The organism is Nocardia sp. NPDC003693, assembly GCF_053981095.1.
In genome coordinates, this window is record NZ_JBSFNO010000002.1 from 160,458 (window position 1) to 178,589 (window position 18,132).

The window sequence follows — 18,132 nt, forward strand, 5'->3', positions numbered from 1 at the left end:
AGATCTGCCGGGGCCGGTGTTCGGGCGCCAGCGAAACAGGGGGATTCATGCACAATCCGACGCGGGTTACCCACTGGTGATGTCGCACAGCATTTTTCGCCTGTCCGACGGCTGACCTGACCAATGGCGCTGGAGTTTCCGTCCTGGCTCGAATGGCTCGAATGGGTCGTCGGCTCAGACTGGCCGCACGGCAACGAAGATCTCATGTGGCAGATGGGCCGCGATCTGCAAGCCGTCGCGGACGAAGCGGACTTTCTGCTCGGTGACATCGACAAGCTGCTCGGTGATGTGCGCAAGGCCTATCCCGAGGGCACCGGCGGCGAGCAGATTCTGACCTGGTTGCAGCCTTTGCGGGACGGCACGGGGCCCGAAAAGAACGGCTCCGTACAGGAACTCGCCGAGCACTTCCAGTCACTCGCCACTTCGGCCGACACCATGGGTGACCAGCTGCAGGCCGCGAAACTCAATTTCTATATCGCGGGCGGCTGGCTGGTCGCGGAACTCGCATGGGCGGCGTTCGGCGGGCCTTTCGCTCCCGCGCTGCACGCCGCTGCGCTCGCCAGCGGCCGGGTCATCTTCCGTGCTCTCGGCGGCGCGTTCCTCAAGCGCATCTTCGGGAACATCGTGCGGCGCATCACGGCCCCGCTACTCCGCAAGATCTCGCCCAAGCTGATCTACGAGATCGTCCAGGAATCCATCGAGGAGACGCTGCAGGGCACCTCCCAGGAGATGCTGGTCCAGTACATCCAGAAGAAGACCGGCCATATCGACGAGTACAACTGGGACGCGGTCAAAGACAACGCCATGATCTCGGCCATCGCGGGCGCCGCGGGCGGCGCCGCCGGGTTCGGCGGCGCCAAGTTGTTCCCGACCAATATGGGCGGCGCCCGGGGCGCGTTCAACGGGGCGCTCACCGGCGCGGGCGCCGGCGCCGTCGGCGCGGGCGCGGCCTGGCTCGGCGGTGGTCTCGTCACCGGTGAGCTGGGTGAGTTCGACCCGCGCTCGCTGACCGGCGGCGCACTGTCCGGTGCGGGGCCCAGCGCCATTCACGGGGCACGGGGGTTGTCGCCGGACGCTGGGCCGGTGCGTGCTCCCAGCACCGATCCCACCACGACGCCGAGCACGAACACCCCGGGAACCACACCCGGGACCAATCCGAGTTCGAATAGTCCCGCCGGTACGAACGGCGCGAACAGCCCGGGGTCCGGCCAGAACGGCGCGAACCAGAACGGGGCGAACTCCAACGGGGCCAACCAGAATGGCGCGACGAACGGAGAGAACGGCGGATCGAACCAGCCCGCCAACTCCGGCGACACCAACGGGAAGGGCTCCGACACTTCCACCGCGAACCAGCAGGGCGGCGAATCACCTTCGAACAACGGCGAATCCGCGCCGTCGAACGGCAAGGAGTCCGGAGACACCCACGGGCGCGGCAACGGACCGGAGGCGGACGGCAAGCCGGACGCCACCACCGCCACGGACGGCAAGACCGACGCGGACACCAGGTCCGACGCGAAGGCCGAGACGCGAAGCGAAGCGGACACGAAGGCCGATCAGACCGGCAGGGCGCTGAACGACAGCTCCTCGCAACCGAATACGACGACATCGCCGGACACCGCAACCACAACGAATCAGCACGCGACGACCGCGACGAACACCACGTCCACCGTGTCGGCGAGCACCACGGCGCCGAATACCACCGCACCCACCACGAGCACGCCCAACACCACCACGAGCACCACGACGTCCACCACGAGCACGACGTCCACCACCACGACGACATCCACTGCGAACACCTCGACAACCGCTCCCAACACCGCCGACACCCGCGCCGGCAGCCCCGCCGACCCCGCCAGGTCCGCGCCCGGCCCCCGCGCCGACGTCGCGGGCCCGCGCACCGTCGACGCACCCGCCATGACCACTCGCGCGTCCATCGGCGACGCCACCTTCGCGCACCCCGGCGCGAGCATCCCGATCCAGGCGGCGCAGACCGGCGTCGAGGCCGCCGCCAAGACCGATCAGACGCCGGAACAGCAAGGGCAGCAGTCGAATCCGGACGTCGAGCAGGCCGTTCCCGTCCCCGTTCCGGTTCCGGTGCTGCCCATCGGTGTCGACCCACCCGCCCCCACTCCGCCCGCCGACACCACCGCCCGGCCAGAGGGCGAGCGGCAGATGGCGAAGAACTTCAAGCCGAACTCCACCATGCCCGGCGGGCAGATCACCTTCGGCGAGCTGTCACCGAAGGCGAAGCAGCTGGTCAACGCGCTCGCCGAGAACCCGCACATCCCGATCAGGGCGGGCGAGGTGAGCATCTCCCATCTCGCCGAGCTGCAGCAGTTCGCCGGTGCCGAGCACGCGATCGTCCAGAACAGGAACGGGGACCTGCGGCTGTTCCGCGGCGAGGCGACCCGGACCAGAATCCCGCCCGACCTGGCGGGCGACTACGTCTTCACCGTGCACACGCACCCCGAGGACCGCATGCCCGGGCCGCCGTCCGAGCACGAACTGCGGCTCGGCACGCACACCACGAACAGCATGCATTTCGACCTCAGGTCCAAGGACAGCCCGCACACCGAGGCCGTCGTCAGCCGCGACGGCCAGGTGCGCTTCTTCAACAACGAGGGCGTCTTCGACCTGCCCGCGGGCGTTCATCCCAAGAACGGCCCGATCAACGACCGCGGCTACGTGGTGCCGGTACCGAACCTGGACACCGACTTCGCGAGCCAGCGGCAGATGACGCAGGAGGGCGATCCGGACGCGCTGCCGGAGAACCAGCGCAACATCACCCAGGATTCGGATCAGCCGGACCAGGGGCCGGACGAGAGTCCACCCCGGCAGGAGCCGGAGCAATCGCCACCGGAGTCCGCACAACCGGTGCCCGATACAAAGCCGTCCACGCCGGACGCCGACCAGGAGACCGCACAACCGAAGCCCGAACAGACTCAGCCGGAACAGGATTCGGAGCAGGCTCGGGAACCCGAGGCCGATCAACCCCAGCCGGACGACTCCGCGACCCCGGATCCGGCCACCGAACTCGACCCGCCCGCTTCGGATCTCGAGCGCGGCATCGAGGCCGAGCACGGCATCCCGGTGGAGAACCAGCGCAAGATCCAGAAGTACGCGAACGAGAACGATCTGCAGATGTTCGTCCGCCCGACCAATCCGGATTCGGTGCCGCACCTCAAAGAGGGTGCGATGCCGAAGCCGATGTCGGTCAAGGACAAGACGATCAACGACCTCGACATCGCGTTGGGCGCGCCCGCCGATGCCAAGGGTCTGGTCGGCCGGTTCGCGCCCGGCATGCTCGAGATGCCGGACACCACCGACATGACCCCGCAGGAGATCCAGGCCCTCGAGAAGCGACTCTCCGACCGCGAGAAGGACTTCGACGCCTACCGGGAGTACATGCAGAAGCTCATCGACCTGGGAGATTTCCAGGTGCGCGCGGACGGCGTGCTGGAAGCGCTGGTCGACGGCGAACCCGTCGCCATCACCGGCGACCACGACCTCTTCGATATCCGGCACGCGGACGGAACACGGCTCACCCCTGCCGAACTCGCGCACCACGAGGATCAGCTCAAAGACATCAGCGCCGACATCATGCATGGGCCGCACGTCTACTGGAATCCAGACACCGAATTCCAGCGGCAGCGCAACTTCGAACCGATCATCGAGAATCACCAGCAGAACCCGGCCAATCCCAAAGCCGAGCCGCTGGTGCGCTTCGAACCGAACCAGGAACCCGCGGTTGTCTGGGCCGACAAGGATTTGGCGGCCATCGACCGCGAGATGACGCCGTGGCACCTGGAGACCGACCTCCAGAAGCTCGGCAGGGATACGCTCGCCGGGCTGGAGCAACCATCTCCGGATACGGTCGATCCCCAGCCATCCCGGCAGCAACCGACCGAGACCGATCCTCGCCGTCAGGTCGAGCAGGACATCGACCGGCTGCGGGACCTGGCCCGCGATCTCGCGAACGACCCGGACTTCGATCATGCCGACTACCGCGCCTGGCTCAATGACGAGCTGACCACCCCCACCGAGGTCGGCACCCCGGCCCACAAGATCGCCACCATCAAACTCGAGGCATTGGCGGGCACCAACCCCGCGGACATCGTCCGCACGGTCGAAGCATTGGGCCGGGATGTTCCCGCGCCGCCGGCCGACCCGACCCCGGAGGCCGTGCCCTCGAACGACCAGGATCCGAACGACCCGATCCAGAGCGGCGGATCGACCCGGCCGCGCGATGTGCTGGACCCGGTGATCCAGGGCGCCTGGGCGGATGCGGCCTACGATGCCTTCCGCGCGTCGCCGTCCGACGTCGATGACATGCACCGAAATCTCTCCGACGTCGAACGACTGGATGGCACAACCGGTTTCACCCGGCAGGAGATCGAACAGGTCAAACGCCACCTGTTCGAACAGGAGCACCAACTCAGCGTGTTCGACGACGACGGGAACGTCGTCGGCTACGAAACCCGCCGCTTCGATTCCGACCCGGACATCGCCGAAGCCTGGATGCGACTGTCGCGAGGCGAGCCGCTGCCCGCCGACATCCGGTTGCTCGAGCACGAGCTGGCCGAGGCCGACTTCCTGCGCCGCAACCCGGACGCCACCTACCGGGAAGCGCACGCCTACGCTAACTCGCAGTCCGACTGGGAATCCGATATCCCGAACCGCACCGGCGAGAACTACGAAAGGTGGGCCGCGAAGGATGGCGGTGTACATCGTGTACCGGAAGTCGACCCAAACACCGACAACCCAGACGTACCTGTTCGGGAACAGCCTGGAGAATCTCGACCGCCAAGTGGTGATCCGGACGGACGACACGGGCGCCAAACGGGTGGACGACTCGAGCAGCCCACTGGCGATCAAGGTCGCGGCACACATTCTGGGCCGGTTGAAAGCGGACGGGATCTGGCCGGGCGGGGGCGGGATTCAAGCCTAGAGCCGGGCCGGCGCGAGGAGGCCGCGAATCGGCCTCCGACGCCACCGCAGGATTCGACCCGCCCGGAGGCATCTCAGCAACAGACCGGGCATTCACCGCAGCAGAGCACGGCCGCGCAGCAACCGAACTCCCAGCAGGGTGAGCCGCAGACGGCACCGCCGTCCCCGCAGGAACAGGCGATTCTCGACGCCGTCGAACGGCTCACCCCCGCCGAACGCGACGCGCTCCAGGACTACGCCGGTGACGCGTACAACGAGATCAACCGTCACCTGCGCTTCGGTGAACCACTCGACACGGTCTCCCCCGAGACGATCGACCTGATTCGCAGTGGCCTGGACAAACTTCCGGACCACGTCGGCCCGGTCAAACGGTCGATCATGCTGTCGCCGGAGCAGATGGAGAGCTTCTGGAACGCCAACCGGAAGGGAGCCGTCGTCGAGGATCCGGCCTTCGTGTCGACCTCGAAGACCAAGTTCAAGTGGAACCCGAACGTCAAGCTGACGATTCTGTCGGCGACCGGCAAGGACATCTCCTACCTGCAGCCACCGGCCAAGCGCGGCGAGCAAGAGGTACTCATCCCGGACGGCCGGCAGTTCCGTGTGCTCAACCGCGTCATGGACGAGAACGGCGTCATGCACGTGACGTGGGCCGAGATCGCCGACACGCCACGCTCACCCGATCAGGGCGACACGAATCCCGTTGTGGCTCAGATGGATCAGGAGGCCGATCAGCCGTTCCCGCAGCACCTGCTGCCGAATCTCGACACACCGTTCTCCCTGGACTTCGGCGATCCGGCGCCGTCGGGTACGACGCCGGCCGCCCCGGACACGGCAGCCCGCGGAGATGACCCGCCACGGGATACACACGCGCCCACGACCAAACCCGAGGAAAGCCCCGACTCGCGGGAACGGCGTTCGACCGTCCCCGACGAATCCGGTTCCCAGCCGGCCGATCCCGACAGCACCCCGTCCAGCGAGAACGACCGGTCCCCGCGTCCGGACGACGAATGGTCGCGGATGGAGCCGCGTCAGATCGCGGAGGAGCTGGAAAACCGCTGGGACGTAGAGGCGGTCGGCTTCGACAACCCGGATCTCGATCCGGAGGCGGTGCGGGAATTCGCTCGCGCCGTGGACACGATGCTCTCCCGCTACCCGGATGTGGACCTCGAGCGGGTGGTGATCGAACCGCTGGGCCGCAACACCTACGCGCGAGCCACGTCGTACAAGAACTCCGACGGCACGATGTCCGTGGACTCGTTGGCGCTGAACGCACGCTACGCCACCGATCCCGAATTGATGGCTCGGCATGCGGCCGAAGACGAGGCGGACGGCCACCTGGTGCCGGGCTCCGCCGACCGTCCCGTCTATTCGACGCTCGTGCACGAGTTCGCGCACGCCATCGCCTTCGAAGGCCAGGAGCGCTCCGCCGCAACCGCACAGGAAGCTCTGGAGAAGTACTACGAGGCGACCCGCGGCGGAATGGACAAGGCAGGCTTCGATGCCTGGCTGTCCCAGCTCAGCGGGTACAGCTTCGACGATAACGGGCTGCTCGACGGGGACGAGGCGCTGGCCGAGGCCTTCACCGATGTCGAGCTCAACGGTGAGGCCGCGAGCGAGCCCGCGAAGGTGCTGTTCTGGCATCTGCTGGACGGTGCCCGGCAGGACAGCCCGATTCCGAACCTGTTCGACGTCCTCCCGGACGACATCATCGCTCGCCCGAGCGGTGTGCCGTCGCCGGATACAGGTGCACCCACACCTGTTGCACCCGTGACGTTTTCACACGCCGATGGCAACCACCAGCGGACGCGATCGGAGCAGGGTTCCCCGGATCCGGAACAGCAGCCGAACACCGAGCAAGAGCCGGACGCCACCGAGCCTTCCCAGCCCGAGACATCTCAGCCCGAGTCCTCCGAATCTCCGCAGGACGGCACACCAACAGCCGAGCCGTCTCCCGACCTCCCCGAGAACGACCGGCCAGACACGCTGACGGACCACCTGCGGAGCCGGTTCGAGCAGTTACGATCAATCGCCACCGACATCATTCTGGCCGAACAGGATCCTGCGCTGCACGGCGAATTGCCCTCGCTGCGTGATGATTACGCCAGCCTGCTCGACAAGCTCGGCATGCTGGATCCAGCCACCGCCGACACGCCCTGGCGACTGCTCGACCAGCATCAGTCCGCGCTCGCCGAGTACCTGTCGACCAACCACACGTTCCTGGTCCCGAGCGTCTCGGACCCCGTCGCGGTCACCGACGAGACCACCGCGCCGGCAACCACGGAATCCGCTCTGGCGCCGCAGGATACGACCGCGCCCACGCAACAGCCCGGCCACTCGCCGATTCCGACCCCGGCGCCGATCAGTGCCGCCGAGATCGAGGCCGTGCACGGGATCCCGGTCGAGAACCAGCGCAAGATCCAGGAGTACGCGGACAACAACAACCTCCGCTTCGATGTCCGGCCGACCAATCCGGACGCGGTCCGGCATCTCCAGGCCGGCCGCATGCCCAAGCCGATGGAGATCAAGGACAAGACGATCAATGATCTCGACATCGCGCTCGGCGCTCCGGCCGAACACAAGGGCCTGGTAGGACGTTTCGCGCCCGGGATGCTCGAGATGCCGGACACCACGGGCATGACGGACGCGGAGATCGCGGCGCTGGAGAAGCGACTGGCGGATCGCACCAAGGACTTCGCGAGCTACCAGAAGAAGATGGCGGAGTACGCCGACAAGTTCGAGGTGCGCGAGGACGGCGTCGTGCAAGCCATTCTCCCGGACCAGTCGCGCGTTCCCATCACGGGCGATCACGACATGTTCGACCTGCGGCATGCCGACGGGACCCGGCTCAGCCCAGCCGAGCTGGAGCATCACGAAAATGAACTGAGCACGATCAAAGCCGGGATCATGCACGGCCCGCACGTCTACTGGAACCCCGACGCCGATCAGCGGATCCGCAACTTCGAGCCGATCGTCGACAACCACCAGTACGACCCCGCCAACCCGTCGGCCGAACCCCTGATCCGGTTCCAGCCCAACCAGGATCCCCAGGTCACCTGGGCCGCGATGGATCTCGATGCCATCAACCGCGACATGACCCCGTGGCACCTGGAGACCGGCCTGCAGAAACTGTTCGAGAACACCGCGACCCGGTTGGAACAGGCCGCTCCAGAGCAGGACACACGGGCGCGGGTCGAGAGCGACATCGACCAGCTCCGGAACATCGCCAACGAGCTGTCCCGGCACCCGGATTTCGATCACGCCACATACCTCTCCCTCCTCACCGGCGTTCCGGTCACCCCGGAGACCGCCGACTCCCCCGCACACAAGATGGCGACCATCGCCCTCGAAGCCCGCAATGGCACCGACCCGGCCGACATCGTGCGCATGGTGCGGGACGCTCAGGTCCCTGTCACCACGACCGCGCCGTCCACCGAAACCGGTTCGGACACATCGACTGATCCGGAAAAGAACGACCCGGACGACGACACTCCCCCGGCCGAACCCGCGCCCCGGAATCCCGATCGGGGACCGTCCGGGCCGCCGAAGGGCCCCTCCGAGGCGGCTCCCACCGAGCCCGGGCCTACCCGGCCGGAAGCGGCCGACCTCACCGGACAACCCGCGGTGGACTCCACCCTGGACCCGACGACGCCTGGTCCGTCCGAGACCACTCCCGCCGACTCCGAACCGGCGCGCCACGACCACACGACGGCGCCGACGACCACGGACGCCAAGGTGGTCGCGGACCTGAACGAGCATCCCGGCGGTGTCGAGATCGACGCGGACGGCCTGCTGAAAACCGTTGACGGGCGGCCCATTCAGGAACACGTCGACACCATGGCCCGTGAGCGCGCCGAGGCGTTCCGCACCGCCGCGGCCGAGTTCTCCCAGCGTCCCGGCGAAAAGCCGATCAAGACGCAGAAGCGCGTGCTCCAGGCGCAGCAGAACGGCACCTACGTCAGCCCGAAGACCCACGGCCAAGTGACGGCCGTGGTGCAGGATCTGCGGACCGGAATCGCATACGAGGGTGTCAACGGCACCGCGGACAACGTGATCCCGGAGAACGAACTGCATCCGACGTTGCGCGCCAATATCGAGGCGATGGAGGCGCGTGCCCGGGAGCAGGAGCAGGGCGGCTACGAAGCACTCGACCGGAACGGCAACCCGGAACGGAACCCGGAGACCTTCGAGGGCTTCCCCGAGGGCACTCGCCCGCACCCGCATTTCGACGATCCCTACGGGCACGCCGAGGTCAAGGCTGCCAACGAGGCGCTCTGGGCCCGGGAGCGCGAGAACGACCAGCGGCGCGCCGACGGCCGCACCGATCTGCTCCCCACCGGCCCGGAAGCCCTGGCCGAGATGTACTCCCAGACCTACAAGCCGTTCGCGACCGATGGGCCGGAAGCGACGCCGTACTGCGCGAACTGCGACCAGACCATGCTGCAGGCGCACAACTTCAGCGGTCGCTACACCGGATTCCCGCCCAGCACGGAGAACCTCACCGACGCGTACGAGCCGGCGCCGAATCCGGAGGCCGAACCAGCTTCCGCGCCAACGGATGTGGACGATTCCGTACCGCCATCCGACCCTGCAGGGGCGGGACCGATCGACACAGGTGACACGGACCAGCCCTCTCGAGAGAACGCGAAGCCGTCCGAAAATGCACTGCCGCAGCAGGATACGGACGATATTCCTCCGATGGCGCGCGGAGTCGATCCAGTCACTCCCGAGCAGCTCGAGCGGGTCTTCCACGAGCAGATCGTCCCCAAGCTGCTGTCCGGCGCCACGTCGGTGCCCGATACCGAGACGCCCGAGGTGGTGGTCGTCGGCGGTCAGATGGGCGCCGGCAAGTCCACCATGATCGCGGATGTCGTGGCCACATTCGCCGATCGCGGTGGAGTCACCCAGATTTCGGGCGACGACTTCTTCAAGTTCCACCCGCGCTACCCGGAACTGATGGCCACGCACGACGCCGACGCGATCCGGCACCTGCTCGCCGACGCGCGCCCGTGGTTCCGGATGGCGCTGGAGCACGTCATGGCCAACCGCCAGAACGTGATCCTCGAATTGGCGATGGGCGATCCCGTGAAGGAAGCGGGGCTCATACGCGAGTTCGTCGACAACGGCTACACCGCGCGGGCCGAGGTCATGGCGGTGTCCGAACCGCAGAGCCGGCTCTCCACGATCAACCGCTACCTGTCCGAGCGCATCGACGACGGGGTGCACCGCTACACCCCGCCCTGGCTGCACGACGCGTCGTACACCGGGTCACAGCAGATGGTCGGCGAACTGGAGTCGGACGCGCCGCCGGTTCGCCTCGAATCCCTGACGGTTCGCAGCCGCACCGAGACGCTCTACCAGAACACGCGCGACGAGGACGGGAACTGGACGGAGCCGCCGCGTGCGGCCGAAGTGCTGTCGGGCGAGCGCGATCGCCCGTGGACCCCGGACGAAAAACAGCTCTACCAGGAGCAATTGGCGCAGGTTCGCCAGCGCATGGCGGAGATGGCCGCCCAGCGGCCCGCGGAGACCGAGACGCTGGAAACACTCGGGCGGGATCTGCGCGCGACGGAGGACAACGCCCGGCCGCGGTTCGACACCGAGACACCGCCCGTGCGACTCGACGAGGACACCGGGCGGCCGCCCGAACCCGCTGACACCGAGACCGCGACCCGGCAGACGCAGACTGCGCAGGCACAGCAGCAGGTCAGCACCGTCGCGGAGCAGCAGCACGAGTTCCTCCGCGCCGCCGAACAACGCGATCTGGACGCGTCCGATCCCGTTGTGCACGAGCAGATTCGGGCCTCGTACGTACGTGCGCACGAATTGGTCGATCTGGCAACGGCTTCCAACAAAGCAGCCCTGCGAATTCTTGCGGTCATAGACGAATGGCATCCCAGCAAGGGCGGCGTCATCGCGGTGAACAAGAACCTCTGCGAGGCGCTCGCCGCACTCGGCCACGAGGTCTTCGTCCGGGTCGGGCACGAGCTGACCGGGAACGAAGGAGCCGATACGGTCACCCTGATCGCGCCGCGCACCTCCGACCCGAACACGCCGCTGCGCGACCAATTGGTCTCGGACATGAGCGATTTGCCGCCCGGAATCGATGCGGTCATCGGGCACACCAGGTTCTCCGGCCCGGCCGCACGGGAAATCAGGAACACCATGTACCCGGAGGCGACCCTCGTGCACATGGTGCACATGATCGCCGACGCTTACGGCCGGGTGCAGGGCAAGCCGGAGAAGGGAGCTACCAACCTCCGGATCGAGGCGGATCTGGTGTCGACCTCGGATGTCGCGGTCGGCGTCGGACCCGCGCTGTCCGAGGAGGCCGCACGACTGGCCGCGATGACCGAAACGTCTCCTGTACTGCACCAGCTGAATCCGGGCGTCGAGTTCTTCGATCAGGTCCGTCCGCCGGCCGATCGGCGCACCATGCGGATGCTCGTGTTCGGCCGCGCCGACGATCCCGTCAAGGGAACGATGGAAGCCGCGAAGATGGTGCGCGCGCTCAACGCGCGCGGCATCGATGTGGACCTGATCGTGCGCGGTGTACCCGAAGCGAAAGTTGCCGATCATCGCCGGCTCCTCACGCGCGCGGCAGGCCGCGAGGTCGACGTCCGCCCGTACACCCTCGATCGCGACGAGATTCTCGCCGACATGCGGGATGCGAACGTGGTGTTGATGCCCTCTCACATAGAGGCATTCGGGCTCGTCGCTACGGAGACCGCGGGCGCGGGTGTTCCGATGGTAGTGCCGAGCGCCAGCGGAGCGGGCCGGTTCTTCGGCGACGACACGGTGTTCCCGAGCGAGCTCACCGACGGCATGTTGGTCGAACAGGGTCCCGAAGGCCCGGTGTCGGTCGAAGCCTGGGCCGCGGTGCTGGAGAGCCAGCTGTCCGATCAGGACGGCGCCTGGGATCGGGCGCTGCAGCTCCAGCAGATCCTTCGCGACCAGCAGTTCACCTGGGAGTCCGCAGCCACGGCGCTCATCGACGCCACGCGGGCGGTGCCGCCCGCCGATAAGCCGGTGGCAGGGATCCCGGGACAGAATCCCGACGTCGAAACACCGCCGTCCGCTCGGGCCGGGCTGCCCTCGGCACCGTCGAATCTCGTTGCGAACAGCGAGCTTTCGCCGGAAGACACCGTCGTCCGCCGCGAGTCGGAACCGGACTCGTCGGCATCCGGCCGCGCATCGGTGCCGGACCCGTCGGCACCTGGCCGCGCATCCGTGCCGGATTCGTCCACGCCGTCCGAGCCGACGACACCGAACATGACGCCGCCCGCCGACGAGTCGACCATGACGGGTCCGCAGCCCGAGCAGACGCCCGCCGGCGCCTCGTTCCACCCGGACCCCGCCGACCCCGTCGCCGAACTGGCCCGCCGCGTCCAGCCCGACCCCGACCGGTTCACCGTCGACGCGCACGTGGACGCGAACGGCAATTTCCGCGTCGGCGACCGCACCTACACCCCCGAGGAGTTCGCGAACCTCCTGCGCCGCACGGGCTGGGACGGCACCACCCCCATCCGCCTGATCGGCTGCGACGCCGCCACCAACGGCGCCGCCACCCGCCTGGCCCAGGCCCTGGGCGTAGATGTCCTGGCCCCCACCAAACCGGCCTGGACCGACGCCCGCGGCAACGTCTTCACGAGCTCGACCGAGATCGGCCCCGACGGCAACCGCCGACCCCGCATCCCCCCGGACGGGGTGTGGGAGACCCATCACGCGGACGGTTCGAAGACCAAGGCCACCGACGACGGCTACGCACCGGGCGTCCGGGCCGCTGGTGGACCGGGCATCGACGCGGACAACGCCCACGAGCGTGCGGCCGACCCGGCCCTCCCTGATCACGACTCCAGCAAGGACACCGATGAGGTTTCCCCGGACAGTCACGATCTTGCCGACGCCGAAACGGCGAACACCGAACTGCTCGACGAGACTCAACAGGAAGCCGACCGATGCACGAATTGGTCACCTTCGAAACTGCGCCCGGCGGTGGCCGAGGGACTGCGCCTGGCCAGCGGTGAAATGTTCACCGCACCGAGCCTCAGGGGCGAACCGGCTGTTCTGCACCCTGATGTGCAACAGATTCTCGATGCCATCCCCGAAGCGGAACAGGGGAATGGCCATGGCTCCTGCGGCCTCCCCCAGTGCATATCGAAGGCACTTTTCGCTGGGCTGGACCCAACCGGAGCCAAGGCCGCCGCAAAGATCGTGCGCAGCAATTCGGAACACGCGAAGCATGGGTACCCGGTGGGCCCGTGTAGGAGCTGCAGACCGCTCGAGAAACACTATTCTCTGGACTTCATTACCGGCGACGGGAAGTAGCTATGCCTGAGTTTACGGAAGAGACCGAGCGCGTCCTTCGGATGTCGGGATGGGAACCGGGCCGAAAGGTCGACACCGCCCGATGGCGACAAGGGTTGGAAGACGGCGGTTTTCAGTGGAGCGACGCGGCCGATCGGTTTCTCGCCGAGTTCGGCGGCCTCACCGTCGATATCGACGGGCCGGGGATCACCGTCGCCCGTGAGCCATTCGAACTCGATCCGATGCTGGCCGACGGAGAGGACGACAGGTTCGGCGAATGGGCCGATGTGGTCGGTGAGCCGATCACACCGCTCGGCGAGCTCGACTCCGGCCGATACTTCCTCGGAATTTCCGAATCCGGCGTGCTCTACCTGGTCGCTGACTGGCTTGCCTCGTACGGTGGGGTTCCGGAGGCTCTCGAATCTCTGATTCTCGGCAGGAAGCCTGTACCCGTGGACGAAGACGCCGCGCCGAGTTCCTCGACCGATACGAGTGCGTAGTGTCGACAACCACTGTGGTCGATCGCAGCCGTCAACCTGGCGCTGAAAAGGCTGTATCCACCATGACCCCAGCGCATCGGGTGGAGGCTCTGATCCGAGCGATTTTCGATAGGGCCATGGCCGCGGGCATCAGCCCGGATTCCGTGCGCGGCGCGACGGACGCCGAGATCGATCGCTTCGCCGCCCGACAGGGCGTAACCCGGGTGCCGTCGGCAGTCCGGGAGATTCTCCGGCTGGTCGGAAACGGGCCGGGCTTCTGGTTCGACGGCGCGGCGGTGGACCTGCACGGCGGCGCGGGGGACGCGGAGCGTGCGCGGCTCGCCGCTCGAATCGCGGACCACTCGACCGGCGGAATCCGTGATCCACTCGGGATGCTCGTGCTCACAACCCATCAGGGGTACCGGTTTCACATCATCGATGGCGCGGACCTCGACCGGGACGATCCACCCGTGTGGGAATTCGTCGAAGACGAGGGTACGCAGCGCTGGGCTACAACCTCGGAGTGGTTCAAGGACCTCGCTCCGCGCGCGGAAAGCCTACGGCGGCAATTGGAATGGCGTGAGCAGGAAGGGCAGTCCCGTCCCGAATGGGCCGATTTCGTACTCTCCGCGCACGCCGCGACCCCGCCCGCCACGAACCCGGCCGACAGGGTCCGGAGGATCGTCGAGCAGGTGTTCGAGGATGGGTTGCGCCGCGATTCGGTGCGCGGCGCGACCGTGGAGGAGATCGCCGACTACCTCGCCGCGCAGGGTGTGCCCGAGGTAGGTAGCGCGATAGGGGAAACCCTCCGACTGATCGGGGCACGGCCCGGTCTCTGGCTCAGCGGTTTCTCGTTCGGGGTACACGGCCCGGACGCGACCACCAAAGCCGCCGTGCTGGAACTACTTTCAACCACGGAACACGACATCGCCGATCCCGAGGGGCTCTTGGTGCTCGCCACCGACGACGATGCCGAGCACATCGTCATAGCGGGCTCGGATACTGCCCTCGACGATCCGGCGGTGTGGCGAATCGACAGCTCGGAGCCGACGCCCCAGGTGCGTAAAGCGTGGGGAAGCGTGACCGGCTGGCTCGACACCAGCAAACCGAACGTCGCGAACCGCCGATTGATGCTGAGGGCCTGGCCGTCCGATCGGCCCTCGCCGAAATGGGCCGCCGACATCGAACCGGAGTGAGCGCCGGTGACGGCGAATTGCATCGAGGCCGCACGATCCGACGCGACCTGGGCCTCCCGAAGGTGATGATCACGCTCGAGTCCGACTCGAACCGACCGTCACCCACACCCTTACCTAAGCTGAGCAACGGGGAGAGCTGATCGGGGAACGGTTCAGCACATTCCCATGAACTTCGAGGAGCACCGGGTGGACAGCAGCGCAGGCTCGACCGTGAACGACCGGGAGACGCCGGGGTCACGGCTGCGTGACGCGGGGATCCGGGCCCTCGGCGTGCTGGCCGGGGCGGACGACGCCGGGCCGGGCGACGCCTCGGTGAAGCGCGTCCTGGCCGACCTCGGCCGGGCGCTGGACGGGCTGGACCCGGTCGGCACGGACACGCAGCCTGTGCTCGACCCCGCGCGGCACAGTTTGAGTGCGATCGACTACCGGGGCAGGCACGGTCGGCCGATCACGTTGCGGCAGCGGGCGCTCGATGTCAGGGCGTTGCTGGAGGCGGAGCGGGAGACTGTCGACGACCGGGTCGTCATCACGTCCATGCGGGGACTGGTCATCGGGAACCTGCTGCGGGAGCTCGCGAGCAGGCTGGGCGCCGGCGAAGCGTTCGGAGCGGGCGAAGACGGCGCGGACCTGGCCATCGTCGCGCTGGACATCGCCGAATGGCTCAACGACATGCAGTCCGGATACCTCGAAAGCGAGTGGGCGGAAAGGACTCCCATGCCGCTGCCCACCACGGTCGATCCCGTTGCCGAGGAACAGCGGCTGCGGACCGCGGCCGGGGATGTACTGGCTGCTTTCGGCGACACCGCCGGTGATCCGAGCGCCCGCCGTGACGCTCTGGTGGCGCTGCACGCGGCCATCCGTGGTCCGATCCCCCAGCTGCGCAAGATCCCCGGCCGTATCCCCGGCGACGCTTCCTACCATCTGCTCTGGGCCTTGGAACCGGCGGCGATCCTGAAGGAACCGCCCACCACGCTGCTCGGGGAAGCCGAGCACACACGCGACAGCCTTGCCAAAGACCGCGCGGTCACCGAGCGCCGGGACGGGGATTTCAACCTCGAATTCGGCGAACCGCGGGCGCTGGCCTGTGCGGCGCTGCTCGACGAGTTCTCCGCACGCCTGCGCCCGGGCGCGGCATTCGGGCCGGGGCGGGACGGGATTCCGCTCGCGGCGATCGCCGACGAACTCGCCGAGTCCCTGCGTTCCCAGACCGTCCTCGGCTCGCGCTGATACCAGGAGTTGCCGTGTCATCACCCGTTCTGCCCACGAAAATCCTCGTCTTCGCCCAGGCGGAGGATTCCCGGGGCGGCGCGAGCGCTGCCGCGCGCCTGGCGCGCGCCCTCGACGAGCGCGGATTCGATATCGAGCTGACCGTTCGCGGTGTGGATCCGGCGGTGCGGGAGTCGGTTCGCCAGAGTCTGTCCACGCTGGCCCGGCGTGAGGTCACGGTCCTCCCGGCCACCGACGACCGGTCGGCGCTCATCGCCGACCTGCGCGCCACCGACCTCCTGATCATGCCGGGACAGACCGGCCGATTCGGCTTGCTGGGTCTGGAAGCTGTCATGCAGGGCGTACCGGTCATCGCGCCCGCCGACAGCGGCATCGGCCTGTATCTCGCTGACCGGCAACAAGTCCCGTCCGAGCTGCGCCCGCCGCTGATCGCCGAGGAGTACGGGCAGCCTATTCCCGTCGAACGATGGGTCGAACCGTTGGCCTCGGTGCTGAGCGACCTGCCCGCGATACAGGCCGACGCCCTGCGCCTGCAACAGCATGTACTGCAGCGCAACAAGACCTGGGACGGCGCCGCGGCCACGCTCGCCGCGATCGCGCGGTACACCGATGCCGTCGAAGGGCTCATCGCCGGGCGCGCGCGGCAGCCGTTGACGGCACCGGTGGCTGCGCCCGGGGCGGACGCCTTCGACCCCGGCCTGTATTACGAAGCGGCCGTGGACATTCTCGGCAGCCTGATGGCCGCGTATACGGCATCGGAATGGCTCGCCGAACATGGCGGCCCCCGCGACCTCGTGACGCCCGCCGCCCCGGTCGGTCCCCGCGGCGACTATCTGGGTGCCATCACCCGGCTGAACCCCGCCGATCCCCAGGCGATCACCGAAGCGATTCGCGTGTACGGCGAACAACTCACCGCACTCGGGGCCACCCCGGCCGTTCGACCGCGCACCGATCCCGAACGATTCCAGCTTGCCCGGGGCGACCACCAGTGGGTCTTCCTGACCAAGATCGTTCCGGAGCTGTATGGAAACCTCACCGCCGCAACCGATCCGACCGCGGTCATCGTCATCGGTCCCCCGGGTTCGGGCAAGACGACCGCGATCCAGACGTTGCGTGAGGAACGACCGGACGCGGCCGTCATCGATCCGGAGTTGTTGTTCACCTACCACCCCCGGGCCTGGGATCTCACCGTCGCCGACGATCCGCGCGCCGGGGATATCGTGATGTGGGACGCGATGGGGTGGACGGCATTGGCGGTCGAACACGCCGGCTCCGCCCGTGCGGACATCCTGCTCGAACTGACGACCGAGAAACAGGCCACCGAATTCGCGATGGCCCTGCGCGAGTGGGGATATCGGGTCGAGCTGCAGACGATGGCGGCGCCGGCCGCCCTGTCCACCCTGCACGCATCCCTGAGATTCCATTGCCGCCACGGGAATTGGCAGGTACTGGGCACCGGACTTACGGCCGGAGGGTAGCGCGGAAACGACAGCGCGGACGCCGCGACAGGGTCGTTTACGATCGAGAGAAGTTGAACCGGGGAGCGAAAGGGCTGATTCATGGTCGGGGGTTCGGGACCGGCGCCACGGCTGGCGCGAGTGTACGAGGGCAGGGACGCGAACGGGCGGCCGGTAGCCGATCGGGAAAGCGTGCCCCCGCGTCTGCTCGAGTCCGTGCTCGCCTACCTGGAGTCGGCGCCCGTGGTGCTGGCCGCGCGGAGCTTCGACACGGACGAATTCGCGCCCGGGGACCGCGACGTGCCGCTGAACTTCCGGACCGACGGTGTCTGGATCTGGGCCGGGTCCGTACCGCACTACCTGCGTAAACACGGTCTGCCACCGGAACCCGGGCTGGTGTCCCACATCGTGAACCGGAATTTCGAAGTGGGTACGGTCGACGAAGCCGAGCAGGACTCGGCGGTACGGATCATCACCGGTGGCTGAGACCCGCCGGCGGTATTCCCACACCGACCCGTCACG

6 protein-coding genes are annotated in these 18,132 nt (G+C 67.7%); all 6 read left to right on the top strand.

Annotated elements, in window-relative coordinates:
* Nucleotides 1-123 precede the first annotated feature (123 nt).
* The 6 genes from ACWDOP_RS04625 to ACWDOP_RS04650 all read left to right on the top strand — a co-directional run bounded on the left by ACWDOP_RS04625 (nucleotide 124) and on the right by ACWDOP_RS04650 (nucleotide 18,096).
* Nucleotides 124-13,272: a zeta toxin family protein gene (locus ACWDOP_RS04625; RefSeq protein WP_456343928.1), complete on the top strand. Its 13,149-nt coding sequence runs from the start codon at nucleotides 124-126 to the stop codon at nucleotides 13,270-13,272.
* A 2-nt stretch (nucleotides 13,273-13,274) separates the two neighbouring features.
* The gene (locus ACWDOP_RS04630; RefSeq protein WP_456343929.1) at nucleotides 13,275-13,751 is read left to right on the top strand and encodes an SUKH-3 domain-containing protein; all 477 of its coding nucleotides are present in this window, start codon (nucleotides 13,275-13,277) and stop codon (nucleotides 13,749-13,751) included.
* A gap of 116 nt (nucleotides 13,752-13,867) precedes the next feature.
* A complete protein-coding gene (locus tag ACWDOP_RS04635) occupies nucleotides 13,868-14,926 on the top strand; it encodes an SMI1/KNR4 family protein (protein WP_456343930.1) in 1,059 nt (352 codons plus the stop codon).
* A 186-nt stretch (nucleotides 14,927-15,112) separates the two neighbouring features.
* Nucleotides 15,113-16,153, top strand: coding sequence for a hypothetical protein (locus ACWDOP_RS04640; RefSeq protein WP_456343931.1), 1,041 nt, complete (start codon nucleotides 15,113-15,115; stop codon nucleotides 16,151-16,153).
* 14 nt (nucleotides 16,154-16,167) lie between these two features.
* Nucleotides 16,168-17,631, top strand: a complete 1,464-nt coding sequence (locus ACWDOP_RS04645) for a zeta toxin family protein (RefSeq protein WP_456343932.1) — start codon at nucleotides 16,168-16,170, stop codon at nucleotides 17,629-17,631.
* A 120-nt stretch (nucleotides 17,632-17,751) separates the two neighbouring features.
* Complete coding sequence (locus ACWDOP_RS04650; protein WP_456343933.1) at nucleotides 17,752-18,096, top strand: hypothetical protein; 345 nt, start codon at nucleotides 17,752-17,754, stop codon at nucleotides 18,094-18,096.
* Nucleotides 18,097-18,132 lie beyond the last annotated feature (36 nt).